Raw genomic sequence first — 26659 nt, forward strand, 5'->3', positions numbered from 1 at the left:
CCATGACGAGGCCTCTTTCAGGTCACGCTATCAGTACGCAGGCCGCCCTGCTCAGAACAGCGGCGGCTTGGGCCGGGGCACGGGCACGGCAACACCATCCAGCGGCGCGGCTGCTGCATCGGGGGCAGCCGGGGCACCAGCGCCCAGCGTATCAGCACCTTCCTGGACGATCTGCACCGGCGGGCCTGCGTAGCCTTCCGGCGGCGGGACCGTCGAGGTCTGACGGCAATCGGTCAGCCAGACGTCATAGACCGGATGCTCGACGGCATGCAGGCCGGGGCTGGCCGCGAACATCCAGCCAGAAAAGATCCGCCGGACCTCGTTGTTCAGCGTGATTTCATCCACCTGGACGAAGGACGTCGTCTGCGGGTTTTCCGTCTGCGGCCGGGTGTTGCAGACGCGCGGGGTCACCTGCAGCGCGCCGAACTGCACCGTCTCTCCGATATAGACATCGAAGCTGGTGATGCGGCCGGTGATCTTGTCGAGGCCGGAAAAGACGGCCACCGGGTTCTCGATCTTCTCAGCAAGGGCTGGCGATTGACCAAGACCGCTGAGGGCCACAAGACCAATCCCGATCTGCTTCATCCTGATAGAAAGCCGCATGACATCCTTCGGCACTGATTCATCGGCGCGAGGCCATTGGCGCTTCTAGCGCCGGATTGCGGCCCCGAAAAGGCCAACGCACGGCTGCCGGCCACGATGAGCGGCCGACAGCCAGTCCAGTTCAGGCACTCAGCCGATCTGGGCGAGACGGCTCAGCGCGATTTCGGTCTGCACCTTGCGCTCGGTGAGTTCAGCGAGCTTCTCGCGCTCGCCTTCCACCACTTCCTCCTTGGCCTTCTCGATGAAGGCCGGATTGGAGAGCTTCTTCTCGATGCGCCCAATCTCTTCGGCGATCTTGCCCAGTTCCTTGTTCAGGCGTGCCTGCTCGGCGGCAAGGTCAATGACACCGGCGAGCGGCAGGCAGATCGTTGCCTCACCATAGATGATCTGCGCCGCGCCCTTCGGCAGCTCGCTGGACTGTGTCAGAGCATCGGCGCGGGCAAGCCGCTGGATGGCTGCCTCATGCGTCGCCAGACGCGCCTGCGTCACTTCATTCGCCCCCACGACCACGACAGGCACTTGCGCCCCGGCCGGAACGTTCATTTCCGAGCGCACGGAGCGGATCTCGGTGATGAGCCCGACCAGCCAGTTGATCTCGTCAGCCGCAGCCGCATCGACCAGCGCCGGAGCCGGCCAGCTGGACAGCATGAGGATCTGATCGGGCTTGCCGGTCTCCTCGCCAAGACGCTCCCACAGCTCTTCGGTGAGGAAGGGCATGAACGGGTGCAGGATCTTGAGGATCTCGTCCAGCGCCCAGGCGGCGGTGGCGCGCGTCTCGGCCTTGGCGGCCTCGTCATCGCCGTTGAACACCGGCTTGGCCAGTTCAAGGAACCAGTCGCAATAGGTGTTCCAGACGAAGCGGTAGACGGCATTGGCCGCATCGTTGAAGCGGTAGCCTTCCAGCGCCGCCGTGACATCTTCGGCGCAGCGGCCGACTTCCGTCGCGATCCAGCGGTTGAGCGTCCGCGTCGCACGGGCCGGGTCGAAGCCGGCGACACGCTTGCAGCCGTTCATCTCGGCGAAGCGGGCTGCGTTCCAGAGCTTGGTGGCGAAGTTGCGATAACCGCCGACGCGGCTCGTCGCCAGCTTGATATCGCGGCCCTGCGCTGCCATGGCAGCCAGCGTGAAGCGCAGCGCATCGGCGCCGAATTCGTCGATCAGCTGAAGCGGATCAATGACGTTGCCCTTCGACTTCGACATCTTCTGCCCCTTCTCGTCACGGACGAGGGCATGGATGTAGACGGTCTCGAACGGCTCGGTCTTCATGAAATGCAGCGACATCATCATCATCCGGGCAACCCAGAAGAAGATGATGTCGAAGCCGGTGATGAGAACCGACGTCGGGAAGTAGCGGGCAAGCTCCGGCGTCTTGTCCGGCCAGCCGAGCGTGGAGAAGGGCCACAGCGCGGAGGAGAACCAGGTGTCGAGCACGTCCTCGTCGCGGTGCATGAGGACCTTGTCCCCTGCCCCGGCTTCCCAGGAGGCAATGGCCGCTTCGGTGTCCGTCACCTCGACCGGCTTGCCATAAAAGGCGCTGGCGGCGGCAATTGCCTCGGCTTCCGATTTCTCGACGAAGACCTTACCGTCCGGGCCGTACCAGGCCGGGATCTGGTGACCCCACCACAGCTGGCGCGAGACGCACCAGGGCTGGATGTTTTCCATCCACTCGTAATAGGTCTTGTCCCAGTTCGACGGAACGAACTTGGTGCGGCCTTCGCGGACGGAGGCAATGGCCGGCTTGGCGAGCGTTGCGGCATCGACATACCACTGGTCGGTCAGCATCGGCTCGATCGGCACGCCGCCGCGGTCGCCATGCGGAACCATGTGCGGGTGATCGTCGATCCGGTCGAGGAGGCCCTGCTCTTCCATGCGGGCGACCAGCGCCTTGCGGACGACAAAGCGGTCCTGGCCGTGGAAAGCGGCCATCGTCTCGTCCAGCATCGCCGAAGCAGGAACGCCCTCGAGGAACTCCGGATTGTCCCTGAGGACGACCGCAGCTTCGCGGTCGAGGATCGAGATCATCGGCAGATCGTGACGCTTGCCGACTTCGAAGTCGTTGAAGTCATGCGCCGGGGTGATCTTCACCGCGCCGGAGCCGGCGGTCGGATCGGCGTAGTCGTCGCCGACGATCGGGATGCGCCGGCCGACGAGCGGCAGGATGACATGCTTGCCGATCAGGTCCTTGTAGCGCGGGTCTTCCGGGTTCACGGCAACAGCCGTGTCACCCAGCATGGTTTCCGGACGCGTGGTGGCGACGACAATATAGTCGCGGGTCTCGAACTCGGTCGGGTTGCCCTCGTCGTCGAAGGCAATCGGCGCCTGATAGGTCGCCCCGCCCTCCAGCGGATAGCGGAAGTGCCAGAGGTTGCCCTTGACGTCCTGCTGCACGACTTCCAGGTCCGAAATCGCGGTCAGCAGCTTCGGGTCCCAGTTGACGAGCCGCTTGTCCTTGTAGATCAGCTTTTCCTTGTAGAGCGAGACGAACACTTCCAGGACGGCGGCGGACAGGCCCTCGTCCATGGTGAAGCGCTCGCGGCTCCAGTCGCAGGAAGCGCCAAGGCGCTTCAGCTGGTTGAAGATCATGCCGCCGGACTCGCCCTTCCAGGTCCAGACCCGGTCGAGGAAGGCCGCACGTCCCATCTCGCGGCGCGACGGCTCCTTGCGTTCGGCCAGCTGGCGCTCGACAACCATCTGCGTGGCGATGCCGGCATGGTCCATGCCCGGCTGCCACAGCACGTCCTTGCCACGCATGCGCTCGAAGCGGACGAGAATGTCCTGCAGCGTGTTGTTCAGCGCATGGCCCATATGCAGCGAGCCAGTGACATTCGGCGGCGGGATCACGATCGTGTAGGACGGCGCGCCCTCGGCAGCGCCGGCTCCAGCGCGCGAGGCTCCAGCCTGTTCCCACATTTCGGTGATGCGCGGCTCGACGCTTGCCGCGTCATAGGTCTTGTCCAGCATGAAACTACTCGAAGCTCAAGGATACGTGGTCCCGTGTAAATCGGATGGCTCGGGCCGAGTCAACCGGCGACAGCGGGATTGGCGGCAGCGGAGGCCAGAAACGCAAACGCCGCCCGGCGGGCGGCGCTTCCAGACGGATCTGCCGACCGCACCTGTTCAGCGGCGGCGGGCTACGCGCTCGATTTCCTGACGGACGAGGCGCTCGACGATGACCGGCAAGTTCTGGTCCAGCCAGTTCTTCAGCATCGGTCGCAGCATGTCGGTCACCAGGTCTTCCAGCGTGCGGGCGTTCGCAGACAGGATCGTGGTCGACAGATTCTCGAAGGCGGCATGAACGGCAGCGCCGGTTCCATCGGAGACGAGCGGTTCACTCTCGTCCACCTCGTCAAGCTGGCTCATGTCGACCGGCTTTGTCGCGACTGTCGGCTTGGCAACCGGCTTGGGAGCGGGAGCCGGTGCCTCGAACGCGACCTCCTCCTCTTCCTCCTCGACGAAGGCAATATCACCGCTGTCGTCGTCGACGCTTTCGGCGAGCCCTTCGACCATGTCGAAATCGTCGCTTTCGTCCTCGTCGACGGCCAGTTCTTCGGTCAGTTCGAGAACGTCTTCGCCTTCTTCCTCGGCGAAGGCGACGTCACCTGCGTCGTCGGCATCGTCGCCGCCGTCCATGTCGAACAGCTTGTCGAGATCGTCCTGCGACATCGCGACGTCTTCCTCGGCCTCGGCGGCCTCGAAAGCATCATCGATGTCCAGCTCCTCTTCAACAGGTGCAGGCGCGGCCTTCTTGGCGGCCGGAGCTTCCTCGTCGGAGATGATCCGGCGGATGGACGCCAGAATTTCTTCCATCGAGGGCTCTTGGGCCTGACTCGCCTTCGACATGAGTTCCCCCAGCACTGAATCAGCTACGCACCGTCGCAAAGACCAACTGTTACGATTCGGTTAAATCAATTATGCGACGTCAAGTCTGCGCAGGATAGGACGCCGTTGGTCCCATGCCAGCCTTTTCCCCTTCAAAAGCTGTCCAAGGGTCAACGATTGCTGACCCGGGCTGCTTGCGTTTGAACCAATCCCGGCAAAAGCGCACGCCTAACCCCTTCAACGGGAGAAAAACGCCCTTCGTGCCACCACGAAGGGAGCAAAAGCAAAAGGCCGGGCAACATGCCCGGCCTGTCTGATTCGCTGTCCGGAGGCCAGACTTAGCGGCCGTCCGGCGTCTTCATGCCGAACCACTTGTCGCGCACCTTGTCATAGTGCTCCTTCGGGTCGTAACGGGCGACCTTCAGGCCCAGGTATTCCGCATCCAGCTTGCCCGTTGCCGAGATCAGCTGGAAGGCAGCCACGATGCGGTTGCGCTGAGCGGTGACGAGGTTGACGCGCTGGTCGACCAGTTCACGCTGGGCATCGAGAACGTCGAGCGTCGTGCGCTGGCCGACGCGCTGCTCTTCGATGACGCCTTCAAGCGCCAGCTGCTGCGCTTCAACGGCGGCCTGCGCTGCGCTGATCGATGCCTCTGCCGCCTGATACTGGCCCCAGGCCGAAATCACGTTGGCGCGGATACGGTCACGAACGACGTCGAGCTGGATCTGGGTGCGGCCCAGTTCTTCCTTGGCCTGACGCACGCGCGAAGATGTGGTGCCACCCTGATAGATCGGAACGGACACGCGGCCGAACACCGATGCCGAGTTCGACACGGCAACGTTCGACGACGGGTTCCAGGACCGTTCCACGGAACCTTCGACCGACACGGTCGGCAGCGCCTCGCCTTCGATGGTCTTGACGGCAAACTGTGCCGCGTCGACCAGATGCTGCGCCTGGCGAATCAGCGGCTGGCTGTCTTCGCTGGTGATGAGAGCGGTCTCGAGGGTCTTCGGGACCAGCTTGCCGACCGGCGTGCTGGCCGAAAGGCTGCGCGCCTCGATGCCGACGACCTGGCGATAGATCGCCCGGCTGGAATTGAGGTTGGCGATGGAACTGTTGAGGCTCGCCTGTGCTTCCGCACGGCGCGCTTCGGCCTGAGACACGTCGGTCCGGGTGCCTTCACCGACCTCAAACCGGTCGCGCGCGGCGCGAACCTGTTCGGCGAGGAACTCGACGTCGGAGCGCTGCAGCGACACGAGTGCGGTGTCGCGGATGACGTTGACGTAGGCTTCCGCTGCCGACAGCAGAACGTCCTGCTCGGTCGCGTTCAGGCTTTCGCGCTGCGAGCGGACAATCGCCTCGGCCTGACGGGTCGAATTGACCGTCCGGAAGCCGCGGAACAGCGCCTGCTGCACAGTGAGCGAGATGGAAGCATTGTTGCGGTAGTTGTTAAAACCGGAGCCGCTCGACGAGATGCTGCCGACACTGCCGTTCGCAGTGATGGTCGGCCGCCAGCCGGCCAGGGCCTGCGGGACGCGTTCATCGACGCCGCGCAGTTCAGCCCGCGCAGCATTCAGCGTCGGATTGTTGGCATAGGCAAGCGCCAGTGCCTCGGCGATGGTTTCGGCCTTGGCGCCAGAAACCGGAAAAACGGAGACCGAAGTCAACGCTGCGAGGCCAAAGACTGTGGCAGTCAGAGATACGCGAAAATACACTGAAGTCAGCCCCTTGTGTCACGGACCCCCACCCGTGCCGAAAGATGGTGGCAGTATAGCCACCGCGAAGGTCATGCCTACCCCGAACGATCCGGCTGGATCGCAATTCCGCACCCCTGCGGCACGGGAGCAACATGTTACGAAAAGGTTAATTCCGCAAGGCGCAGAATTTCCCCGGGCGGGCGAGCTGCCTGTCCCGGGGGTGCCGCGTCAACGCCCCGAGCGGGGCGGCGGGTATCAGAATACGAATTCGCGGGCCTTCTCGAAGCCCGGCAACAGATGCGCATTGGCGTTGAAGCCGAAACGCGCGCCGATCGCATCGCCGGAGGCCTGGTAGAGCCGGGCAACACCGGCACGGCCCAGTCCCTCGATCGCAACCAGACGGCCACCGGACTTCAGCTGCGCAGCCAGGCTCTCGGGCAGGACCTCGACCGCGCCATCCAGCACGATCACGTCATACGGACCTTCCGAGGCACAGCCGGCCGTCAGCTTGCCTTCGACGACAGCCGCATTCTCGATACCGAGTTCAACCAGCGTGGCGCTTGCCTTGGCCGCAAGGGCCGCGTCTTCCTCGACCATGACGACCGCGCCGGCGAGGCTTGCAAGCACGGCAGCGCTGTAGCCCGTCGATCCGCCGACGACCAGGACGACGTCGGTCGGCTTGACCAGCGCGAGCTGCACCAGCTTGCCGAAGACATGCGGCTTCATCAGATAGCGGTTCGGTCCGGTGTCCGAGACAAGGACGTCCTCGTCGATATAGGCCACAGGCCGCTTCGAGGCCGCGACAAACATCTCGCGCGGAATGCGTTCCATCGCGTCGAGGATGCGAAGGTCGGTCACATCATTGGTTCGCAGCTGGTTGTCGACCATCCGCGTGCGGGACTGTGCATAATCACCCATGGCGAGCCTCATGCCTTGTGCGGCCGCGCACTGCGACCGTCCTCTCTCTGCTGTTCCCTTAACGAGGCGAGCCAGCGCTGACAAGGGCTCCTCGTATCGGCATCCCTCTCTGTCACCCGTTCTGTGGCCAGATCTGTGGCCAGACTGGCGACCGGCCGCGCAGCGCGACATGACGGCGCAGTGGAAATCATTCACCTGCAAATCGTCAGTTTTGGCGAGCCCCATTCCGTTCTGCGCGACAACTTCAGCCGAGACAAATGTGCAAATTCGGTGACAGCCGCAGTTCGGCCCCTTGACAGCGGCAACCATCTCCTTGAAAAGGCACGCAACGGCCTCGTGGCGGAGTGGTGACGCAGCGGATTGCAAATCCGTGAACCCCGGTTCGATTCCGGGCGAGGCCTCCAGCCTTCCTTTACTGACGCTGAAAACAAAGGCTTTTTCGCCTTTTTTGGTCCCACCTTTTTCCATGCCGGAAAAGGTGGGACTTTTTTGTTCGCCCGCCGTTCCCGGGCACGACCTGCAATCCCCTATCCCGGCGCATGACCGGAGACCGCCTGTGCGGCTCCGTCCACCCCCGCGCCGGGCTGGCTGATTCCGCGTCGCACAGGCCCTCCGAACTGGAGAGCCACATGGCCCTGACCTTGCAGCAGCAAATCACCGCGCTCTATGACGCGGCATTCAACCGCCCGCCCGACGCGGCAGGCCTCGCCCATCACATCGACCTGATCACATCCGGCCAGCTGGACCTCTACAGCGTCGCCGACGCGTTTGCCGCCAGCGCGGAGTTTGCCGCCGGCACAGGGCTCGGCGGCACGCCATCAGTCATCGTGCAACGGCTCTACAGCAACGCGCTCAACCGCGCCGGCAGCGTCGAGGAGTCCAGCGCATGGCTGGACCTCCTCTACACCGGACGCGCCGACATGGGCGACGCGCTCGCCGGATTTGCCCTGTCCGCCGAGTACGCCACCCTGGTCGGCTGGCACCACGACGCAGCCTGACACCAGCCCCGGCGGCACCTCACGGCGCCGCCGGGCTCGCCAAAAGCGGGTGCTCAAAATTGGCAATGATCAGCTCGCCAAACTCGCCCGGCGCACCCTCCGAAATCGAATAGGTTACGGTCACCGGCAGCATCGTGAACCGGCCGAATATCTCGCGCACCTCCGGCGTATCGTTGATCGACAGAATCACCCGCCCCTGCAGCCCGGCCATCAACTCAGCCAGGCGCGTAAAATCGTCACAGGCGAACATGTCCTTGCCGTAGTCGGTCTCACAGCCGAAATACGGCGGATCACAGTAGAACAGCGTACCCGGCCGGTCATAGCGCGGGATGAACTCCTGAAACGGCAGGTTCTCGATGATGACGCCCGAGAGCCGCTCATGCACCGCCTCGAGCATGGGTGCCAGCGTCGTCAGGTCGAACCGACCGCGCCCATCGGTGACGACGCCGAAGGTCCGCCCACGAACTTTGCCGCCGAAGGCCGTCCGTTGCAGGTACAAAAACCGGGCAGCGCGCTCGAGATCCGTCAGCGTCGACGGATCGACCCGGGTGAGCCGCTCGAACTCGCGCCGGCTTGTGATCTGAAACCGGAGGCAATCGAGAAACTGCGGATAATGCCGCTGCAAGATCCGGAACAGGGTCGTCACCTCGCCGGAAAAATCATTGATCACCTCGGCACTCGGCAACACCCGCCGCCGCAGGAACACGCCGCCCATGCCCACGAATGCCTCGGCATAAAGGCTGTGCTCGACGGCAGCGATCAGCCGTGTAAGCCGCTTGGCGAGCACGCGCTTACCCCCGATCCAGGGCGCAACGGGAGAGACGGGCGAGGTTTCCCGCTCCCCAAAGAGATTTGACAACATGTGGAATTGGCCTTCCTGATGCGCGCGATCTGCGGTCAGCAGAATCAGACCCACGGGTCTGATCGCGGGGCGATGCATGTCTAGGCCATCGGTCCGGTTACAATCTTGCAGGAGCGTACCGGATTGCCGGGTGATCCCGGCCCCCGCGTCAGCGGGATCTGAGTTGCCATTGACTGCTCGGGCAGTCATGTAGCAAAAGAACAAAAAGCGAACTCTGAGCCCCCGACATGCCGCACCCCACGCTCCCGGAACACCTCCCGATCACGGTCGAGGCGCGCGATGAAACGGGTCGCATCGTCGAGTTGATCGCGCGCTGCGCGAATGTGACCGTGGCACGCGGCGCATTCGAGGCCGCACGGACCTGCCGCCAGGGCGTCGAGATCATGATCCGCGACCGCTCACGAGTGATCGCGGCGGAATTTTTACCAGTGGCCCGATAATCTTCTTTACAGTGCGGAATTTCCGCACTATATTTGAACCATGGCGAGGCGGTAGAGCCTAGGCCGAATGTCAGAGGAGACACACAGATGACCAATACGAACGACGCATACAAAGCCTGCCTCGAAGCGACCCGGTTCTCCCTGGAAGAAGCCTTGAAGGTGGTAACGGAAGCTATTTCGGACCTTGAAACGCATAACCGCAACACGTCGGTCGGCGGCCTCCTGAAAGCAGACACACCGCTCGAAACCGCTCAGGCGACCTACAAGGCCGCCCTCGCAATCCACGCGATGCGCTGAGACGGACAGGGCCGCGCCTCAGCCGCGGCCCTACCAACAATTGCGCAAGGCATCTTGATTACCTATTTACAACGCGGGATTTCCGCTTTATATTCTAACCATGGCGAGGCGATACAGCCTAGGCCGATGTCAGAGGAGACAGAACATGAGCATCAAGATCACCCGCGCCGCGAAGCTTTCCAGGATCGGCAGCACCCCGCGCAGCTTCGCGGCCATGGCCGAGTACCTGCCTGACAGCGTCATCAAGTCCCTGACCAGCGCCCAGCTGGCCGAGATGATCGACGCGCTCTGGACCTGCGCAGGCGATGCGAAGGCGATTGCCGCACGCGAGGCCATCGAATCCGGCCGCGTCTGGGACGCCAAGCGCGGCGTCTCCCGCGACCTGGCCCCGCTGGCCTGACCGGCCCGGTGCCCGCCAAAACGGCGGGCACCATGTCCAAACGATACTGCGAGGCCAAAGCCATGACAGACAAGGTCGAAATCTACTGCGACAGCAACACCCACGGTGCCTTTTTTGCCAAGCAAGGCGACAAGTGGTTTACCGTCCCGTCCTGCCCCACCGGGTGGGCCAAACGGCGCGAATGGCAGCCCTGCGCGGCCATGGTGCAGCGCCTCATGCGCCACGGCATGCGGATGGGCTTCTATGGCCACGGCTGGCTGGCTGAGGCTGTTCTCGGCATTCCGCGCGACATGGTCGCAGTGACCAGGCACTGACAACAAAACAGCCCGCTCGTTTCCGGGCGGGCTGTTCGCTTGGGCATGAGCCCAACCTAAAGAAAAACTAGGTTTCGATCCAACACGACAGCGTTAGCCACCGCGACATTGGCATGTGCCAAGGCACATACTAAAGAACAACTAAGTTTCGATCCAGCGCGACAGGCAGGACCACCGCGACACCGCCAGCCCCATGCGCTGACCCCTCAACCATACGATGCACCTCAGGCCCCGTCAACACGCGAGCAACATGACCATGCATTCCAACCTCGCCCAGGCGCTGATCATCCGCGCCATCGCCCGCGAAGACGCCGAGCGCGCTCTGATCGGCGCCCCCTCGCCGCCCTGCGCGCCGGCAGGTCGCCGCGGCGAACACGCCGACCACCCGGCAGCCCTGACCGCCGATGCGGTACGGCAGGAGATCAGGAGCCTCGGCGTTTGCGACATGCCCCCGGCGACCGACCTGGTCGCCACACTTCTGGAGACGCTGTCGCAGCGCCTTGGAGGCAACGGCTATAAATCCGCCTGGGAGGCCATCGGCATCAAGCCCACGCGGGGCCGGGACCTGCTCGCCCGCTCGGCCGGCGCCGTTGACTGGCCGATCTGGAAAACACTCCGGGATGCCGCGCTGGCGGATTGAGCATCGCGGGCGAAAAACTCCCGCATCCACAAATCGCCCCTTTACAATGCGGGATTTCCGCTCTATATTCTGACCATGGCAAGGCGATGACGCCTGGGCCGAATGTCAGAGGAGACGAAATTGACCAACGAAACCGCGTTCCGCTTCGCAGATCATCTCAGCACCCTGTGCGCCGCGCTCGGCGACGGCTGGGGGTGGACGATTGATGCCGAAATCCCGCACTACGGGCAGGTTAACAGCCCCGACGGGATTGTGTTCACCGCCGTCCATGACGCCAACAAACGCTCCGTCGGCCTCTATCTGACGCCCCCGGCTGATCACGGCCGCCCCATGTCGGTGGCTGACTGGCTGGGCGAGAACACGTTTGGCGCGTCGATTGCGCCGTCCTGGTCGGAGTCCTCGACGGCAGAACTGGCGGCAGGCCTCGTCGAAGCGGCCCTCGGCGCGTGCCACGACTGCATGCGGCAGATCAACGAGCGCAAATCCCACGTCGAGGCAGAGCGCGGCGCTGTTAACGCTATTGATGCCGACCTCGCTGCTCTCGGATTTCTGCGGCGCGGTTCCGGCCATAACGTGAGTTCGTGCTGGGTCCTCAAATCTGGCCGGCCGGGATCACCGAACCGAGCCAGCGCGACTGTCGAGTTTGAAATGTTCAGCGAACGGGCGACGGCTGATATCACGATCCCGCGCCAATTCGTTCCGGCACTTTGCAATTTCCTCGCCGACCTCATGGCCCGGAATGCCGGCTAACCAACCGAAAAGCCCTCCTCTCACAGGGGGGGGGCAACAAACCCGCTGCGCTGGCCTGCGGCCGCCAGGCTGAGAAATCTCAGGCCTGACGGCGCTAGGCGCAAAACCCCGCGTGTGCGAGGAACGCAGTCCGCACCACCATTCGATACGGATCATCCCCGCGTGTGCGGGGAACTTAGTCCGCGCTGTGATGCGATACGGATCATCCCCGCGTGTGCGAGGAACTTAGTCCGACCCACAACCAGATACGGATCATCCCCTCGCGTGAGGGGATGCCGCATCCTATGCGCGCAGTTTGCGCGGTGTCAACTCCGCCCCCGCCACAGCCCCAACACATCGCGCGCTGTCGCCAGCGGGTCCCTGCTTGCCCGCAGCGCGAACGCAGCCCAGTTGCGCCCCGTGAGCGCCAGCCCCGCCGCCACCGCGTCCGACCAGGTCGGGTCGAGCGACAAAACTGCCGGATCGGCTCGGCGAAAATCACCGCCGCGCCGAGCCCTGCCGCCACCGCCAGCAGCCGCCCCCACAGGGACAGGTCCCGCTGCATCAACGCGCCGAGAACGGCAAAGGCGAGTATCATCAGCCATTTGGTCAGCGACGCGTGGGCAAGCCATTGCCCGATCAGATCAATCAGTTTCACCGCATCGCTCCTGTAAAGTGTCAATTCGCGCCAGCGACAGCACCAGCCGGTCGCTCGCGTGGTCCATATCCTCCGGCTCCCAGCTGACAGCCGCCAGCAACGGCCGCAGCTGTTCGCAGGCCAGCGCCCGGTCAGCGCCGCCGGCTGCCGTGCTGACGAGCGGCGGCCCGCTCGCGCAGCCGCTGGCGCAGAGCGTCAAGGCCCCCGCCACCAGCCACCATCTGATCAACCGTCCATCTCGCATCCCGCACCTCCTCGCGCACAGCCTGCGCGGCCTGCCCCCGGCCCTCGGCCCGGGTGAGACGGATCAACCGCCAGCGATCGAGGAGCTGGCCGGCAAACGCGGCCAGCACCTCGGCTAGAATCGCCCACACCGTAGCCATCGGCTCAGCCCTGAGACCGCCCGACAACACCGTCGCCGTTGAGATCCGCACCGAGCCGCGCCTCGATCATCTCGACGAGCCGCCCCCGGTCGATCCCGAAATAGGTCAGCGCCTGCGGCACCGCCGCCATCGCATAGCGCGCGGCCTCGGCCACCATCTCGTTGCGGAGATCCACCGTCAGCGGCCCGGCCGTCACCCTGCCAACCTTGGACCGGGCGAAATCCACCGCGTAAAACAGCGCGTCCTGCAACCGAGCCCGCATCTGCTCGTCGAGCTGCATGTCCGCGCGATCCTCAAACACGGCAATCGCCCGGCGCAACAGCCAGAGCAAAGCGCCGGCCAGCAGCGTCAGGCCGATCTCGATCACGGGCGCCGCCATCGGCGACAGGTCGACCACGGTCGAGGCCGCAGCCGGGTTGAGGGCAAGCAAAAGCAGGCCAGCGCCGAGCGCCAGCGTCATCATCATGCGCATGTCAGTCTCCTGGGATTGCGAGGCGTCACGCCTCGTTTGTGGTCACCTGACCCTCAGCGGTCAGGGCGACAGGACCGGTCAGCGGCAGCGGCACCGAGGCCGGCCACCGGAAGCCGAGCAGCCGATCGCGGGCGATGCGGGCAATGCTCACCATGTTCGATTGATTGCCGCCGAGAATGTGATAGTGCGTCGCGTCCTCGCCGACATAGAACCCGACGTGTCCGGACGAGCCCGTCCGCGAGCCGCGCCAGAACACTGCCACCGCGCCGACAGACGGCCGCGCCAGCTTCACGCCGAACGTGAGCCAGTTGCGGGCGAGATACGGATTGGTGGGCAGCACCTCATTTGTCAGCGCCAGTGCAAGCGAGGTCTCGACAAAATCCCCGCACCAGGGCAGCCGCGACGGATCGCCCAGCGTTTTGCCGTCCGACCGCAGCCAGGCCATCAGCCCGCCCCGGTTGCGCCGCTCATGCAGCCCCATTTTGGAGCGGGCGACGGTCAGCCAGGACGGCTCCAGATCGCCAGACACCGGCCCCAGCAGCGCACGACGCGTCACCGGCCCGACGATCCCGTCCGGCGTCAGGTTATGCGCTGCCTGAAACCGCACGACAGCCGCGCGCGTGCGCCGCCCGGGAATGCCGTCAATCGCCCCGGGCCGAAAGCCCTTGGCCTCCAGCGCCCGCTGGATCTCTTTCCAGTCCATCTCGATCTCCATAAAAAAAGGCCCGCCGAAGCGAGCCAGAAGGTCACATTGTGTGCGGGATAATCAGGCGACGATGTCCACCTCGGTCAGCGTCCGCAAATCGTAGTCATCCCCCATCCACTGGGGGAACACCCGCTTGCGCAGGCTGTCGAGCGGATAGCTCGGATTGAGGTAGACGACATAAGGCAGCCCCTGCCGGGCAAGATCCGCATCCGCAGCGGCCACCAGTTCCGGCAGGCCGGTCAACAGATGATCCGCACGCACCGCCAGCCAGACGCCGGGGACAATGATTTGAGGCGTCAGCTCGTAGCCCTCGTCGTCAAACGTCGCATCTTGAGCGTAGACCGTGACACGAACAGCCGTGATCTGTGCGCCGTCAAACGTTCCAGACTGCGGACGGATGGACAGGTCAGCCAGAGTGACCGGCTGACCCTCGTTAACGAGCCCGAGCGCGGCAAGGTCCACCGCGTCCGGGCCGGAGTAATGCAGGATGTGGTCAATCGTGATCATGACGCGGCCACCGCGATAAAGAGGTTGAGCGCTTCAGCGTCGGACAGGGCAAAGGCCCCGACTGCGGCGATGCGGATTTGTGAATTGCACTGTGTCGTCCTAGCTGTGTCGCTCCCGAGAGCAAACTGGCTGGCCCCCGGCAGCGGCACGACGACGCCTGATCTTGTCACATGTGCGTCAGAACCCACTTTCGTCCAAGTCGTGCCGTCGGGGCGAATTGTCGAAACAACGGTTGTCTCTGTGCCTGCCCAGACACTCCCCGTGTTTGTAATTGTGTTGTTTCCACCCCCCTCAAGAACACCTATCCCCAATGTGCCATTCGCCCTCAAGAACATTGAGACACGCCTGTTGGCTGCCGCACGAATTTCAAGCAGCGTTGCGAACGATGGCGCAGAAGACAGCGGAACGCCGCGCCAAACCACCGTAAGCGGCGGATTAACAGCCAGCCCCGCATCCGCAGCTGGGACGACAATACTGTCCGGCGCGACTGTGCCAGACCCGAAGGGCATCAGATATGCCGTCTGGGTTAGCTGCGGCGCGGCGATATCGAATGTCACATCGACCGCCGCCCCATTTGAGGGCGACATGGTAATTCTCATCCGCCCGAATGCCGCATCGGCTGCGCTGGTTAGATTGACATTGAACCGAGTCAGAACTGGCGTCGCATTGAGCGTGACTGTGTTGGCCAATGTAACAGACACGGCCTGAGCTTGGTCGGCCCTGCGTTGCGTGAACCCGAACTCGCCGGAAGCCGGGAACGCTCCAGCCACCACACCCATGTAGCCGGACACGTTGTACGCCGCGCTTGGCAGGATCGCAGGCGAAGATGCGGCTCCGGGCTGTAAATTCAGCTCATAAAAGCCCCCGTTCGACGTGCCCGAAACTCGAAACCGGATGACCGGCAGCCCGTTGACGGTGGAGACGCCGACAATCTGCGTCGTCATCCCGTGCGACGTGTTTACATACCAGCCGGTCGGCAACGCACCGCCCGAACCAACAACGCCGACAACAGCGCCTGTCCCGAGTGGGTTAGGGATCAGGTTCGTCCAGCCTTCCCGGCTGTCGTAACCGCGATCAGTCACGGCCATCACGCCGTTAGCGAACTCACGGGATACCCCGGCGCTGTCCTCAGCACGACGCGCAGACGCACGCGAGTGATACAGGCTGTCAATCCGCGACAACCCAACTTGTTGCCGGTTGAGCTGATAGCGCCCGGCCCGGAAATCCAGCGCCAGCTGAAACGGACCCATCCAGGCAGGCGCCTGCCGCGTCACCGCCAGCGGCCCGAGCCCCAGTTTGATCGCACCCATGCCGCTCACCACAGTGCCACGATGGCCGCAGCCGTGGTGCCGGTCGCACGCACCTGCCGCACCCGGATCGGCAGCAACCCGCTGGCCCCGGCCAGCGTCACCGTCTGGCCGCCCAGCATCGTCACCACCAGGTCGCCAGCCGACCCAACCCACAGCGCGCGCGACGGCACAGCCAGCGCGTTTGCGTCATGCGGCACCACCGCCGCCGCATTGGTCGCCGGGCTGTCCGGCGCCAGGGAATAGCTTTCAAACGGATCACTCATCGGTCAGCTCCTCAGGTGCGAAAATCGAATGTGGTGGCCGCCAGGATGACCAGCGGCGCGGTCGAGACGACGAAAAACGACACGGTGTCGATGGCCCCGGCCGCAGGCGACAGGATCGGCGCGCCGCCGGCAAACCGCCACGCGCCGGACCAGCTCAGCTGATGCCCCCCGGCCCCGCCCTGCGTCAGGATCAACAGGCCGGACTGGCCAAGCGCCGCCCCGGTGGGGTCCATCACCGCCCGCGACCCTGTCAGTGTAAGCGCGAAGTTGAGACCCGAGGATAAGTCCAGCGTCACCGCCGGCCCCTCTGTCACGGCCACCGGCGCAAACGTGCCGGCAATCCAGTTGCTGACGGTCACCATGTCGGCGAGCGCAGCCGGGAAATTGATCACATGCCCGCCGTCATCGAAGCCGCGCGGGTTGCTCGCCGGCTCATAGTCGCCGGAATTGTACTGCGCGAGGCGCGTCAGCGCGCCCGCCACGGCTGCAGGTGTCGTCATGCCAGGATCTCCGTTATCTCAAACCCGGTCGCCGCGCGGCGCCAGTGCGCCAGCGTCAGCGCGTCCATGCGCGTGATGCGGCCAAGGATCGCCCGACGTTGCATGCGCACCGGCCCGTCAGCCGGATCGGAGATCACATGCACCTCGCCGGCATAGCCCGCCCGCGCCATCACATCGAGCACGTCGCCGAACGCCTCATCATCGGGCAGATGATCAAAGCCGAAACGGCAGATCCGCGCGCCGCGCCGCGCCCGCACATGCTGCCCACCGCCGAGCAGCGGCGAGCGCCACGTGGCATCCTCGACCTCATGGCCATTGCCCTGCACCGCGACCCCGGTCGACGGACGCCAGGACCGTCCGAGGAACAGCCGCCCGGCCTCGACATAGCCCGCCGGGTTGACCACGTCCGACAGCTCCAGCCGCCAGCTGCGAGCATTGACCCGCGCGGCAAACACATGCACCAGCCACAGCGGCGGCAGCGCCGAGCCATCCGTCAGCCCGGACCAATAACGCGGCGCATCCCAGCCGAGCCCCGCCCGGTCCGCCGCCATCGGCTGCAGCCAGCCGCTGTCAAACACCTCGTCGGTGAGCGCCCCGGCATAGCCGCGCAGCCGGTATCGATAGGCCGCCGTCAGATTGGTCGGGCCGAGCAGCCACGCCGAGAGTTTGCGCGGGCGCCCGAGATCGACGGTCATCTGCGTTGCCGCCTCGGCCGCCGACGTGCTGCGCGCCACCGCCGCCAGCGGCAGCCGCTGCAGGTTGGCAAGCGGCAACGCGGCCGCCCAGGAGCCGCCGGACAGCGTCGCGCCGTCCGACCAGGGATCATAGGTCAGGATCATTTGTCACCCGCAGTGGTATGTGCAAGCGATCCGCCGCACCTCGTCCGGATTGGAAAACGTCGCCGCCTCGCGCGCCTTGGCGACGGTAAAGGCCCGCATCACGCCATCGCCCTGCCGCTGGCTCGGCACCGGGCAGGCTCGACGCGCAGAGGAGATCACCCGCCGCGATATCCCCGCCCCGGCCGCAGACATTGATCAGCCCCTCGCCAAGCGAGTTGATCACCAGCCGGTCAAACCGCTCCGCGCAATAGTCGCGCAGCGCCGCCGCCTGCTGCGGGAATGCGGCCATCATGGCCCCCGCCTCAAACGGTACGCGACGGCTGATCACGCCATAAACACGTGGATCGGCCACCGTATCGGCCAGCGCATTGACGCCGACAGCATCGTCAAGGCCGCTGCGCATCAGGATGCGACCCGTGTCGATGACGATGTCACCCGGTCCGCCCGCCGACGCGCGCTCGAGGAAACCGTCATGCGACCCGGTAAACGGTGCGATGGACCCCACCTCGCCGTAAACCGCAAACCCGCCCGATGCCGCCGGCACGCCGATCAACCCCGACCCGCCGCCGCTCGCCCGGCCACGAATGCCGTGATTGTTGCCCGAGCCGCTGGACCCGGTCACGATCAGCGCCGGCTGGAATGCGTAGCTGGACGAAATGTCCGCAAATCCGGTCAGCTGCAACGCCCCGCCGGAGGAGCTGTTCTGGAGCCGCACCGCTGGCGTGCCGGATTCGCGCGCGACAGACATGACCACATCGCCCGAATAGGTCTCGCCGATGGCCGCCACCTGCGAGCCGGACGCGCTGATCACCCGCAGATAATTGTCGCTCGCCGACATGGTCACGCGCCGCCCGCTCGTCGCGGTCTGCACCGTGGCCCCCGTGATCGTGACGCCGGTCAGCGAGCCCGCCGTGACCGTACCGAGATTGGCCGTCAGCGCCGACAGGCTCGACACACTCATCTTGTCCGCCGTCACCGAGTAGGCCGCGATCTTGACCCCGGTCACCGCGCCATTGGCCAGCTCGGTATTGCCGACAGATCCGGGCGCCAGCGCGGTCGAGGTTGTCGCCGCACTCACCCCCGCCGTCGCCGAGGCCGGAAACCACGGCCCGAGATTGCCGCTGCGGTCGCGCGCCCGCGCCCAGTAAAACCGCGTTGCCGAGGTCGGCAGGCCCGTATGCGTCAGCTGCCCCGCCGGCCCCTCGCCGGCTTTCGCCGCGCTCGCCCGGTCATTGACGCTCGCCGCCCAGATCTCGACGGCCGCCAGTTGCAGATAGGGCAGCACGTTGCCGTCACTGACCGCCACCGCCAGCGTGATTTGCTGCGCCCCGCCGGCTGCCGTCAGGCTCGTTATGGTGATGTCCGGCATGTCGTCAGCCCCACAGCGTCAGCGTCACGAGCCCGTCGCGCCATTGCTCGCGCGCCGGCCGATCACAACCATGTCGCGCCCGGCCTGATAGCCGAGCCGTGACAGGACGAGCCGGACGCTCACCCCCAGCCGCGCCGCGCTTACCATCTCCGCTTAAGACATCCAGCGCGACCAGATCACGCCGGACGCTGTAGAGCGCCAGCCGCCGCGCCGCCTCGGCGGCAGCAGCCCCCACGTCCGTCAGCAGCGTGTCAAATGTCAGCTCCGGCGCCAGAGGATGCCGGCTGCGCACCGCAGGCGCCTCGGCAATCACGTCCAGCGCATCGCGCGCGAGATCTGCCCGCAGCTCCTGCGACAGCATTTCGGCGACATCGCCCGCCTGGTACTGATGCCAGTGCCGCCGGTGCCGCAGCACCACCCGCCACGCTGGCAGCCCCTCGCCCGGATCGCTGACGCGCAACAGTCGCAGCGATCGCGCCTCGATCTGCCCCTCACCGATCTGCATCACTGGCACACCGGGCGCCGCCAGCCGCCCGACCTCGATTGCCCCGGTCGGCGCGGTCAGCAGCCACCCGCCGACGCTCGCCAGCACGTCCTGCATCGCCGCCAGTCCCGACCGCTCGTCGCCAATGAAAATCCCGGCCTCGCCCGGAGCTGCCGCCGCCAGCGCCGCGACCGACACCGCGTCGACCGACGCGCCGAGCCCCATGCGGATGAGCATCCGCTCGACCACGCGCGCCGCCGACCGATCCGCCAGCGCCGCGCCCTCCACCACATCCGCCGTCACCGTGCGATACGGCGCAGCCCCCAGCCGGAACAGGCCGAGCGCCCGGCACGTGCGATAGCGCCCGCCAGGGATCACCGCTGCCGCCAGCGCGGCGAGGCTTGCCACGTCGCCGTCATCGGTGAGCGGCACGCCCGCGTCAAAAACGCTGATCGCGCCCACCGCCCCGTCATGCACCTGATAGATGAGATTATGCGGGTTGACCGAGACCGCCGGCACCTTGAACACCCGCCCGAACACCAGCGGCCTGACCTTGCCTACCAGATCCGCCCCCCGTCCGCGCTTGCCCCCGCCGCCGCCGTCGTGCCGCCGTAGCGCGCGCTCTGGATCGGCTGGTCGAGATCGAGCCGCCGGTCATAGAGCCGCAGCCGCAGGCTGGTGAGCGCATCGCTGGTCGCGTCCACCGCCTCCATCGTGCCGGTAAACAGCCGCTCCGCCGCTGCGAGCCCGAGACGCGGATCGGCAATCCGGTCGATCCGGATCGCGCGCCCGTCAAATCCGTCATCAAGCCAGCCGTCCAACGCGCCGTCCGCATTGGAGAGCACCACCTCGCCCGCCGTCACCGACCCCGCGCCGAACGTCCGCCCCGCCCCGAACAGGCTCGCCTCGATAAAGCCGGGATCGGAGATCCGTGGCTCATAGAGCGTGTTGGCCGGCACCTCGGCAGGACCGCTCGCCCGGCCATGCGTCGACAGATAGCGGGTGACAACAGAGCCACCCGACCCGGCATCAGACCAGGCGTCCAGCGTGATCAGATACTCGCTCATCGAGCCGCCCTGCCCATGCCGGCCAGCCGCCGCTGATCCTGCACCGCTCGCGTGGTTTCGAGCGTTGCGTCAACATTGGCCTTGGCCCCGGCCGCCACGACCCCGGCCAGCCGGTCCACGTCCTGCCGCAGCCCACGGATCTCGGCCGCCACCGCGCCCGAGTTGTCATTGGCCTGGAATGTCCCGGCCCGCATCTGCGCCAGCTCGCTGGCATAGTTGCGCGTCGCCAGCACCGGCATCACGAACTCGCCCGGCATCAGCATGCGCGGCACGCTGTCAACACCGGCAACCCCGCCACTGACCAGCCCGCCCGCCGCCATGCCCGGCAACCGCAACCGCGCCGCTTCCGGCGAGTTGACGATACCCGCCTGCACACCGGCCATATCGCCCCCTTTGCCGAGGTAATCGAGCCAGCCCGCAAGGCCCGCAGCGTCCGGCTCGCGCCCCAGCACCGACAGATAGAGATTGCGGATCGCCGCCTCGCGCGAGTTGGCGATGCCCGACGCCACGTCCTTGATCGAGCCGCCCCCGGCAAGATGCTGCTGCCAGCCTACCAGCCCGCCCGCATCCGCCTGCCGCCCGAGCAGGGATTGATACAGCGCCTGGATCGTGGCCGTGTTCTGGGCGGCCTGCATCGCCGCCAGCTCGCGGATCGCCGCCGCCTGCGCACCCTCGGCACTCGCCAGCGCCGCCATCGCCGCATTGAGCCCGGTGATCGCCGCGCCGACCGATAGCACGCTGTCATTGATGTCGATCAGCGCGCCAACCTGCGTCTTCAGGGTCGCAAGCTGCTGCTCTGCCGCCGAGACCTGCGTTTCCGCACTCGCCAGCGCCGCTGCCAGTTGCTGGTCAACCGATTGCCAGATTGTGGTGTAAGCCTCGGTCGAGCCATAGTAAGCTCGCGCCTCGTTGAGGTAATCGCGGCTGACCTGCTCCAGCCTGCCGAGCGCATCCTTGTCGCCCTGCCCGACCTTGGCCAGCGTGTCCTGATAGGCCGCTGCCGCCGCCTGCAGTTTTTCCAAGGGCGACAGCGGCGAGAGCTGCGCGTCCAGCCGCAACTGCGTCCGGAACGCCTTGATCTGCTCGGCAAAACCGCCCAGCGTCGCAATCGTCTGTTCCAGCTCCGAGCGCTCGGCCTCATACGCCGCCCGCAGCGCCGCCCGCGCCTGATCCGCCGCCGAGCGCGCATCCGCCACCTGGTTCGACCCACCCGCCCCTATCAGCCCGCGCAGCGTGTCGGAAACCGCCGGGAACACCTCGGCCAGCGCCTCGAGCTGCGCTTCCGTGAGACCCGAGGTCGCCGAGATCTGGCCGAGCGACAGCTCCAGCGCCCGCAGCGCCCCGGTCGCCTCAAACCCCAGATCCGCCGCCGTTTTCAGCCGCTCGTTATAGAGCGTCAGCGCCTCCTCGATCTCGCTGTAATAGCCGATCCCCATGGCGCCGGAGATGCTGCCCCGGATGCTTAAGCATAGAGCCCGCGCGCGCCCTCGCCCAGTTGCGTCGCGGCCTCTGCCGCCGCTTCCGTCAGGCTTTCCAGAGCGCGTTTGAGCAGCCCGTCCACAACTCCGGCCGCCTCGCCGCTCGCCGAGGAGACGGCCTTGAGCGCATTGCGATAGACCTCGGCCCGCTCCGCCGCTTCGGCAGGCTGTCCGCCGCCCCCTTGGTGATCGAGGCGATGGCCGCGTCGAACTCCTCGAGCGCAAGCGCGCTGTCGAGGCCGAGAAGCTTTGTATCCGCCAGCCGCTCGCCGAGCGTCTTGACCGCATCATTGAGCTGGTTGATGTAGCCTTGGTCGGTGAGGTCATTGATCGAGCGCCGGATCTCGTCAGCGAACTCGCCGCGGAGCTTGTCCATCGCCGTTTTGACCGCATGGTCCACCGAGGCCGCGGCCTCGTCCGCCGACATCGCCAGCCTGATCAGTGTCTCCTCGAGGCCGACCGCCGAGCCCTTGATCTCGTTGATCCGCTCGGCGACATCGCTCATCGGCTCGACGCCGGTCACCAGCGAGATCGCGTAGCGCTGCGCCGCATGCTCCATTTCGGAGATGTAGGTGTTGACCGCATCCGGATCGAGATCGTTGCCATAGTCCCGCAGCCGGTCGAACATGTAGCGTGCATCGTCGACCCAGCCGGTCAGCTGGTCGCGCGCCTGCTCCATGTTGTCGACGGCATCGAAGAACGCGGTATCAAACCCGAAGCCCAGGTTGAGATTGCCGAGCGCAACATCGCGCTCCTTGCGGAACGTCTTTTCCAGCAGCGCGAAATACTGGCTGTGCAGCTGCTCCAGCTCGCGCTGCAGCCCCTTGTTGCCCGCATCGCGCGCCATGATCTGGTACTTGACCGACTGGTCCGTGTATTCCGTATGCCCGTCGCGGAACTCGCCGATACCCCGGCCAGCGCTCATCTGCTTGAACTGGTTGATGGCGCCCATCGACGTCGCCAGCTCGCGCTGCGCCTGCAGCCGTTTTTGCTTGGCCTGCGCATTGCCGCCGAGAATGCCGCCGAACAGCCCAAGCCCGCCGCCGACCAGCGCACCAATCGCCCCGCCCACCGGCCCGAAGGCAAGACCTGCAGACAGCCCGGACAGCGCACCGCCCAGCCCGCCCATGAGCGGCGAGCCGGACTGATAGCCCATGCTGAACGCGCCAAGCGCCCCGCCAAGCGCCTGGCCACCAGCCGACATCAGCCCGCCAGCCCCGCCCTGCGCCAGCGCCCCGAAAATACCCGTCGCCGCGCCCGTGCGCGTGCCACGCATCGCCCCGGCCTCGACGGCATCGGTCAGCGCCGCCCCCGGCGAGCCCTTCAGCGCCGAGCCCATATCCTTGAACGCCTCGCCCGAGAACAGCCGGTCGATGTTCTGATAACCGATATCGGCAAACTTGCTCGTCACCTTGTCGAGCAACTCGTCGAAGGAGTCGAACCCGCCCTCCATCAGGTCGCGGAACACATCCCCGAACCCGGACGAAAACGCGTCGCCGAAATCCCGGCCCATGTCAGCGCCAAGCCCTGAGAGCACACCGCCCTGTTCCAGCTCGTCGATCCGCGCCCGCACGGCGATCACATATTCGGGCGGCAGATCCTCGCCCGTGGCAATCAGCGCTGCCAACGCCTCGCGCAGCTCCTGCGCCTCTTCCGCCGCGCGCAGCCAGGGCATCTCCTGCTGCGCCGTGCGCTCCACAAGCCGCCGATAGTCGTCAACCGACTTGACCGCGTCCTTGACCTTTTTCCCCGCTCCGCCCGCCTTGCGGCCCTTGTCTTCGAACGCTGCCGCACTGTTGCCGAGCGCCTTTTCCAGCGCCCGGCTGTTCTTCGCCAGCAGATCGTCAATCTCGGCCTGTTGTGCGCCCGATTTAACCAGCGCCCGGATGCCTTCCGCCCGCTCCTCGAACTGCCGCCGGATCTGCGCCGCCGCCCGCTCCTTGGTAAGCATCTTGTCGATCAGTGTGTCTTTCTCGATCCCGGCGAGTTCGCGATAGGCCCCGGCCACGCCGGTAATCTCGCGCTTCTGCTCTTCGAAGCGATCCATCAAGGCCTGGCTGGCACCGAGCGCGTCCGGCATGAACGCCGCCGCCTCAAGCCCCTTGTTCAGCTCTTCGCGCGCCTTCGCCAGCTTTTCCTGCGCACCAATGGCCGCCTGCATCCCGGGCAGCGCCGCCGACAGCGCCCGCATCGAGGCTGCATAGGCGTCAACCGCCGCAGCCGCCCCGGCGAACTGCCCCGCCGCACCCGCCGCCGCATTGCCCGCCCCGGCAATGGCCCCGCCAGCGCCGCCCGCCGCGCCCTGCACCAAATTGAGCGCCGCCTCGCCATCGCGGACACTGCGCTCCAGATCGGCAACCTGCGTCGTCGTGCGCAGCGCCTGCTCGACCAGCGCGACCAGCGCCGCATTGCCGCTGTTCTCCGAGCCGAGCCGCGCCAGTGCGTCGCGGAACTGGTCAATCCCGATCCGGCCCTGGTCAAAATCATCGGCGAGCTGACGCAGCGCGCCGCCCTGTTTAAGAAATTCGTTGAGCGGATCGTCGATCCCGAGCTGCACCCGCCGGTCCGCCCGGCGGCCCATTGCCGTGCGCCAGACATCGAGCGCCGCATTCAGCTCCGCGCGTGCCGACTCCAGCTGGCTGCGCTGTTCCTTGAGAGCCTCACCGACCTCGAATGCCGCCATGTCGCGCGAGGCCTGCGACAGTTTTTCGACCTCGGCACCGGTCTGGCCATAGGCCTCCCGCAGCCGGCGCACCGCCGCCTCGAGGCTCTGCGTCGCGGTTTCGGTCTCGCTCGTCCGCGTCGCCCAGATCGCCACCCCAGCCGTGATGGCGGTAATGCCGAGACCGATCGGTCCGCCAAAAAACGCCAGCGTGCCGCGCAGCGCCGACATCGTCGCATTAGCCGCCCGCGCCCGCACCGTGCTCTGCGCCAGCTCGTCCGACCAGCGCGCCATGCTGGCCGTCGCCCCGTCGACCGCGCGCTCGGCGGTGCCCACATCCCTGTTCAGCCGGGCGAGCGTACCCGCCGCCGCCCCGTTTGCGACCGCAAGGTCTCGCCGCGCCTGCGCCGCCCTCAGCGTTGCCACCGCATTGACGCCCTGCGCCCGCGCATCCTCGAGCGCCGCCGCAGCATTGGCCCGCGACGCCGCGACCGCCTGCATCGTGCCCTGGACATAGTCCGTCACCGCGCCGATGGTCCGCCCGGCGAACACCGCAGCCAGCGCGATTGCGGCCATATCCGCATTGCGGGCAAGCGGCACCATCGCACCCGCCGCGCCCTCGAGCGCCGATCCCAGCGCTCCGCCAAACCCCTCAAACGACGCCCGGCTCTCCTCGAGCGCCGACGCCGCATCATTCGCAAGCCGCGAAATCGCGTCCGACAACCCACCCCGCCCGATGGCATCCGCCGTCAGCTGGATCTGGTCATCGAGCGCAGACAGCGCCCCGTTGAGCCCCTGCATCTGCTCGCGCATGGCCCCGGCAAACGTATCCGTACCGATTCGCCGCAGATAGCGCTCGACCTCGTCGGCGCTGTTGCGCACCGTCGTCGTGACGCCCTGGAACGTAAACGCAACATCATCGCCAGACTTGCTGGCCTTGACGCCAAATTCCTTGAGCCGCTCGAACTCACCAGTTGTGGCATCCGCAATGGCCTCGACCCACTGCATAAGGTCCTTGCCCATGGCCGAGGCCGTGTTGCCGTAGCTCTCCATCGCCACCATCGACGGATCGAGCCCGAGAGCCTTCAGCTTGATGAACGCCTCGGTCGCCTGCGCAACCGAGAACGGCGTCGTCCCGGCAAATCGCTTGATCTCCTCAAATGCCGCCCCGCCGGCCGCCGCCGATCCGGTCACAGTCTTGAGCGAGGCCCGCAGTTTTTCAAACGACGCCGAGGTCTGCACGACCCCGTTGATCAGTTGCGTCGAGCCGAGCGCCGCCATCGCCGCAGAGACGCCGAGAAACGCTCCCTTCAGCCCCGCCAGCGCCTGCTGCTGCTGCTGCATCGCGCGCATGTTCGCAGCCCAGACCCGGGCCGACTGGGCCGACGAGCGATTGAAATCGCCCGTTGCCCGGTCGACCTGGGCAAGCCCACGCTCCGCCTTTCGCGAGAACGCGCTAATCTCGGCATCCGCCCGGCGCAGCTCGCGCTCAAACCCGGCAATATCCGCCGCGAGCACAACTTCCATCGAACGATCAGAATCACCGGTCATGTCGTCTCCGATGCGGCCCGCGCCGCGATCATGCCGTTATGCGAGCTGGCAAACCGCATGAGCTTGCCAGCCACCCCGTCGCCGCCGGGCGGCGTCGGCGCTGGCGGGAACACCGCGCGCAGCACCGACGAGATCAGCTCATGCCGGGCGTCAGCAGCCCGGCGGATGTGGTCGAGATTGGTGTCGAGCGTTTGAGCCGCCGTCCAGCCGAGGTGCCCGGTGCCGAGGTCGAACAACCGGTCCAGATACTCGGAGACGGCGGCCGCCCTCACTCCGGGTCTGCGTCTCCGTCATCCGGCGCGTCGGTTTCGGCAGCCGCATCCGCATCGCGCCCGCCTGCGGTCAGGTTGCGCAAGAACTTGATGGCGGCCTCGCCATACCCGGTGAACAGACCACCGGCGAACACCTGCGGCTCGATCTCGTCAATCGTCTCCTGCAGCCGCTTTGCGTTGAGCCCGGCCGCCAGGACATAGGTCAGCGCCGCGAAGTCCTGTTGCACGAACTGCTGGTAGACCTGGGTAAAGCCGCCGAACTTGGAATTGATCTTCCGCGCTGCATCGAGCGTCGGGCGCAGCACGCGCTCGCGCCCACCGAGCGTGATGGTCACCTCGCCCGAACTGAGACGGTCGGTCATTGGATTTGCTCCTGTTATGTGGCTCAAGGAAAAGGACCGGCGGCACACTCGCCGCCGGC

The 26659-nt window shown here is 66.0% G+C and carries 28 protein-coding genes and 1 tRNA gene; 8 read left to right on the forward strand and 21 right to left on the reverse strand.

The genetic code is table 11. The features are described 5' to 3' along the window. Positions 1-51 precede the first annotated feature (51 nt). From OVA12_RS16860 to OVA12_RS16880, 5 genes are all read right to left on the reverse strand, one after another. A complete protein-coding gene (locus tag OVA12_RS16860) occupies positions 52-603 on the reverse strand; it encodes a DUF2155 domain-containing protein (protein WP_268139382.1) in 552 nt (183 codons plus the stop codon). 129 nt (positions 604-732) lie between these two features. Further along, positions 733-3564: a valine--tRNA ligase gene (locus tag OVA12_RS16865; protein ID WP_268139385.1), complete on the reverse strand. Its 2832-nt coding sequence runs from the start codon at positions 3562-3564 to the stop codon at positions 733-735. Between the two features lie 156 nt (positions 3565-3720). Further along, on the reverse strand, positions 3721-4410 hold the full coding sequence (locus tag OVA12_RS23915) for a PopZ family protein (RefSeq protein ID WP_326493918.1): 690 nt from the start codon (positions 4408-4410) through the stop codon (positions 3721-3723). Between the two features lie 350 nt (positions 4411-4760). Continuing rightward, positions 4761-6137 carry a TolC family outer membrane protein gene (locus OVA12_RS16875; RefSeq protein ID WP_326493919.1) on the reverse strand — a complete coding sequence of 459 codons (1377 nt, stop codon included), beginning with the start codon at positions 6135-6137 and terminating at the stop codon, positions 4761-4763. 237 nt (positions 6138-6374) lie between these two features. Then, positions 6375-7037, reverse strand: coding sequence for a protein-L-isoaspartate O-methyltransferase family protein (locus OVA12_RS16880; RefSeq protein ID WP_268139388.1), 663 nt, complete (start codon positions 7035-7037; stop codon positions 6375-6377). 330 nt (positions 7038-7367) lie between these two features. Here OVA12_RS16880 and OVA12_RS16885 point away from each other — a divergent pair. Then, positions 7368-7441, forward strand: a tRNA-Cys gene (locus OVA12_RS16885). Positions 7442-7666: 225 nt separating this feature from the next. Next, entirely contained in the window at positions 7667-8035 is a 369-nt protein-coding gene (locus OVA12_RS16890) for a DUF4214 domain-containing protein (protein WP_268139390.1), read from the forward strand. 19 nt (positions 8036-8054) lie between these two features. Here the strand turns inward: OVA12_RS16890 and OVA12_RS16895 are convergent, their stop codons facing one another. Continuing rightward, entirely contained in the window at positions 8055-8897 is an 843-nt protein-coding gene (locus tag OVA12_RS16895) for a DNA adenine methylase (protein WP_268139454.1), read from the reverse strand. Between the two features lie 227 nt (positions 8898-9124). On the opposite strand from OVA12_RS16895, the gene OVA12_RS16900 reads away from it, so the two are divergent. From OVA12_RS16900 to OVA12_RS16925, 6 genes are all read left to right on the forward strand, one after another. Beyond that, positions 9125-9337, forward strand: a complete 213-nt coding sequence (locus tag OVA12_RS16900; protein ID WP_268139392.1) for a hypothetical protein — start codon at positions 9125-9127, stop codon at positions 9335-9337. An 87-nt stretch (positions 9338-9424) separates the two neighbouring features. Further along, entirely contained in the window at positions 9425-9634 is a 210-nt protein-coding gene (locus OVA12_RS16905; protein WP_268139394.1) for a hypothetical protein, read from the forward strand. A gap of 145 nt (positions 9635-9779) precedes the next feature. Beyond that, positions 9780-10034, forward strand: coding sequence for a hypothetical protein (locus OVA12_RS16910; protein WP_268139396.1), 255 nt, complete (start codon positions 9780-9782; stop codon positions 10032-10034). A 62-nt stretch (positions 10035-10096) separates the two neighbouring features. Continuing rightward, on the forward strand, positions 10097-10348 hold the full coding sequence (locus tag OVA12_RS16915; RefSeq protein ID WP_268139398.1) for a hypothetical protein: 252 nt from the start codon (positions 10097-10099) through the stop codon (positions 10346-10348). A 250-nt stretch (positions 10349-10598) separates the two neighbouring features. Continuing rightward, positions 10599-10988 (forward strand): hypothetical protein, encoded by a 390-nt coding sequence (locus tag OVA12_RS16920; RefSeq protein WP_268139400.1) that lies wholly within the window; start codon positions 10599-10601, stop codon positions 10986-10988. Between the two features lie 120 nt (positions 10989-11108). Continuing rightward, complete coding sequence (locus tag OVA12_RS16925; RefSeq protein ID WP_268139402.1) at positions 11109-11738, forward strand: hypothetical protein; 630 nt, start codon at positions 11109-11111, stop codon at positions 11736-11738. 768 nt (positions 11739-12506) lie between these two features. Here the strand turns inward: OVA12_RS16925 and OVA12_RS16930 are convergent. The 15 genes from OVA12_RS16930 to OVA12_RS17000 form a co-directional block, all read right to left on the reverse strand. Continuing rightward, positions 12507-12758, reverse strand: a complete 252-nt coding sequence (locus OVA12_RS16930) for a hypothetical protein (protein WP_268139404.1) — start codon at positions 12756-12758, stop codon at positions 12507-12509. 4 nt (positions 12759-12762) lie between these two features. Then, positions 12763-13230, reverse strand: coding sequence for an inadl protein (locus tag OVA12_RS16935; protein WP_268133660.1), 468 nt, complete (start codon positions 13228-13230; stop codon positions 12763-12765). 25 nt (positions 13231-13255) lie between these two features. Continuing rightward, positions 13256-13933 carry an NlpC/P60 family protein gene (locus tag OVA12_RS16940; RefSeq protein ID WP_268133661.1) on the reverse strand — a complete coding sequence of 226 codons (678 nt, stop codon included), beginning with the start codon at positions 13931-13933 and terminating at the stop codon, positions 13256-13258. 63 nt (positions 13934-13996) lie between these two features. Continuing rightward, complete coding sequence (locus OVA12_RS16945) at positions 13997-14443, reverse strand: hypothetical protein (RefSeq protein ID WP_268133662.1); 447 nt, start codon at positions 14441-14443, stop codon at positions 13997-13999. Then, positions 14440-15753 carry a hypothetical protein gene (locus OVA12_RS16950; protein WP_268133663.1) on the reverse strand — a complete coding sequence of 438 codons (1314 nt, stop codon included), beginning with the start codon at positions 15751-15753 and terminating at the stop codon, positions 14440-14442. The genes OVA12_RS16945 and OVA12_RS16950 overlap by 4 nt, the downstream gene beginning before the upstream one ends. A 5-nt stretch (positions 15754-15758) precedes the next feature. Continuing rightward, positions 15759-16016: a spike base protein, RCAP_Rcc01079 family gene (locus OVA12_RS16955; RefSeq protein ID WP_268133664.1), complete on the reverse strand. Its 258-nt coding sequence runs from the start codon at positions 16014-16016 to the stop codon at positions 15759-15761. An 11-nt stretch (positions 16017-16027) separates the two neighbouring features. Then, positions 16028-16516 (reverse strand): hypothetical protein, encoded by a 489-nt coding sequence (locus OVA12_RS16960; RefSeq protein ID WP_268139406.1) that lies wholly within the window; start codon positions 16514-16516, stop codon positions 16028-16030. Continuing rightward, positions 16513-17355 carry a hypothetical protein gene (locus OVA12_RS16965; RefSeq protein WP_268139408.1) on the reverse strand — a complete coding sequence of 281 codons (843 nt, stop codon included), beginning with the start codon at positions 17353-17355 and terminating at the stop codon, positions 16513-16515. Before OVA12_RS16965 ends, OVA12_RS16960 begins: the two co-directional genes overlap by 4 nt. Further along, positions 17339-18724, reverse strand: coding sequence for a hypothetical protein (locus OVA12_RS16970; RefSeq protein ID WP_268139410.1), 1386 nt, complete (start codon positions 18722-18724; stop codon positions 17339-17341). Before OVA12_RS16970 ends, OVA12_RS16965 begins: the two co-directional genes overlap by 17 nt. Before the next feature lie 4 nt (positions 18725-18728). Continuing rightward, positions 18729-19736 (reverse strand): hypothetical protein, encoded by a 1008-nt coding sequence (locus OVA12_RS16975; protein WP_268139412.1) that lies wholly within the window; start codon positions 19734-19736, stop codon positions 18729-18731. 29 nt (positions 19737-19765) lie between these two features. After that, positions 19766-20275 (reverse strand): hypothetical protein, encoded by a 510-nt coding sequence (locus OVA12_RS16980; protein WP_268139414.1) that lies wholly within the window; start codon positions 20273-20275, stop codon positions 19766-19768. After that, a complete protein-coding gene (locus OVA12_RS16985; protein ID WP_268139416.1) occupies positions 20272-21711 on the reverse strand; it encodes a DUF4214 domain-containing protein in 1440 nt (479 codons plus the stop codon). Before OVA12_RS16985 ends, OVA12_RS16980 begins: the two co-directional genes overlap by 4 nt. An 88-nt stretch (positions 21712-21799) precedes the next feature. After that, complete coding sequence (locus OVA12_RS16990) at positions 21800-25966, reverse strand: tape measure protein (RefSeq protein WP_268139418.1); 4167 nt, start codon at positions 25964-25966, stop codon at positions 21800-21802. Then, positions 25963-26238, reverse strand: coding sequence for a hypothetical protein (locus tag OVA12_RS16995; protein ID WP_268133673.1), 276 nt, complete (start codon positions 26236-26238; stop codon positions 25963-25965). The genes OVA12_RS16990 and OVA12_RS16995 overlap by 4 nt, the downstream gene beginning before the upstream one ends. Beyond that, a complete protein-coding gene (locus OVA12_RS17000; protein WP_268133674.1) occupies positions 26235-26600 on the reverse strand; it encodes a GTA-gp10 family protein in 366 nt (121 codons plus the stop codon). Before OVA12_RS17000 ends, OVA12_RS16995 begins: the two co-directional genes overlap by 4 nt. Positions 26601-26659: the final 59 nt, after the last annotated feature.

The sequence above is a fragment of the Pannonibacter sp. SL95 genome (assembly GCF_026672425.1).
Taxonomy (GTDB): Bacteria; Pseudomonadota; Alphaproteobacteria; order Rhizobiales; family Stappiaceae; genus Pannonibacter.

Coding starts and splice junctions, on each gene's coding strand:
- OVA12_RS16960 (WP_268139406.1), bottom strand. CDS start 16,516: ATGACGACACCTGCAGCCGTGGCGGGCGCGCTGACGCGCCTCGCGCAG.
- OVA12_RS16945 (WP_268133662.1), bottom strand. CDS start 14,443: ATGATCACGATTGACCACATCCTGCATTACTCCGGCCCGGACGCGGTG.
- OVA12_RS16880 (WP_268139388.1), bottom strand. CDS start 7,037: ATGGGTGATTATGCACAGTCCCGCACGCGGATGGTCGACAACCAGCTG.
- OVA12_RS16890 (WP_268139390.1), top strand. CDS start 7,667: ATGGCCCTGACCTTGCAGCAGCAAATCACCGCGCTCTATGACGCGGCA.
- OVA12_RS16895 (WP_268139454.1), bottom strand. CDS start 8,897: ATGTTGTCAAATCTCTTTGGGGAGCGGGAAACCTCGCCCGTCTCTCCC.
- OVA12_RS16955 (WP_268133664.1), bottom strand. CDS start 16,016: ATGAGTGATCCGTTTGAAAGCTATTCCCTGGCGCCGGACAGCCCGGCG.
- OVA12_RS23915 (WP_326493918.1), bottom strand. CDS start 4,410: ATGGAAGAAATTCTGGCGTCCATCCGCCGGATCATCTCCGACGAGGAA.
- OVA12_RS16935 (WP_268133660.1), bottom strand. CDS start 13,230: ATGCGCATGATGATGACGCTGGCGCTCGGCGCTGGCCTGCTTTTGCTT.
- OVA12_RS16920 (WP_268139400.1), top strand. CDS start 10,599: ATGACCATGCATTCCAACCTCGCCCAGGCGCTGATCATCCGCGCCATC.
- OVA12_RS16990 (WP_268139418.1), bottom strand. CDS start 25,966: ATGACCGGTGATTCTGATCGTTCGATGGAAGTTGTGCTCGCGGCGGAT.
- OVA12_RS16905 (WP_268139394.1), top strand. CDS start 9,425: ATGACCAATACGAACGACGCATACAAAGCCTGCCTCGAAGCGACCCGG.
- OVA12_RS16950 (WP_268133663.1), bottom strand. CDS start 15,753: ATGGGTGCGATCAAACTGGGGCTCGGGCCGCTGGCGGTGACGCGGCAG.
- OVA12_RS16980 (WP_268139414.1), bottom strand. CDS start 20,275: ATGAGCGAGTATCTGATCACGCTGGACGCCTGGTCTGATGCCGGGTCG.
- OVA12_RS16865 (WP_268139385.1), bottom strand. CDS start 3,564: ATGCTGGACAAGACCTATGACGCGGCAAGCGTCGAGCCGCGCATCACC.
- OVA12_RS16860 (WP_268139382.1), bottom strand. CDS start 603: ATGCGGCTTTCTATCAGGATGAAGCAGATCGGGATTGGTCTTGTGGCC.
- OVA12_RS16915 (WP_268139398.1), top strand. CDS start 10,097: ATGACAGACAAGGTCGAAATCTACTGCGACAGCAACACCCACGGTGCC.
- OVA12_RS16970 (WP_268139410.1), bottom strand. CDS start 18,724: ATGCCGGACATCACCATAACGAGCCTGACGGCAGCCGGCGGGGCGCAG.
- OVA12_RS16930 (WP_268139404.1), bottom strand. CDS start 12,758: ATGGCTACGGTGTGGGCGATTCTAGCCGAGGTGCTGGCCGCGTTTGCC.
- OVA12_RS16910 (WP_268139396.1), top strand. CDS start 9,780: ATGAGCATCAAGATCACCCGCGCCGCGAAGCTTTCCAGGATCGGCAGC.
- OVA12_RS17000 (WP_268133674.1), bottom strand. CDS start 26,600: ATGACCGACCGTCTCAGTTCGGGCGAGGTGACCATCACGCTCGGTGGG.
- OVA12_RS16900 (WP_268139392.1), top strand. CDS start 9,125: ATGCCGCACCCCACGCTCCCGGAACACCTCCCGATCACGGTCGAGGCG.
- OVA12_RS16965 (WP_268139408.1), bottom strand. CDS start 17,355: ATGATCCTGACCTATGATCCCTGGTCGGACGGCGCGACGCTGTCCGGC.
- OVA12_RS16985 (WP_268139416.1), bottom strand. CDS start 21,711: ATGGGGATCGGCTATTACAGCGAGATCGAGGAGGCGCTGACGCTCTAT.
- OVA12_RS16940 (WP_268133661.1), bottom strand. CDS start 13,933: ATGGACTGGAAAGAGATCCAGCGGGCGCTGGAGGCCAAGGGCTTTCGG.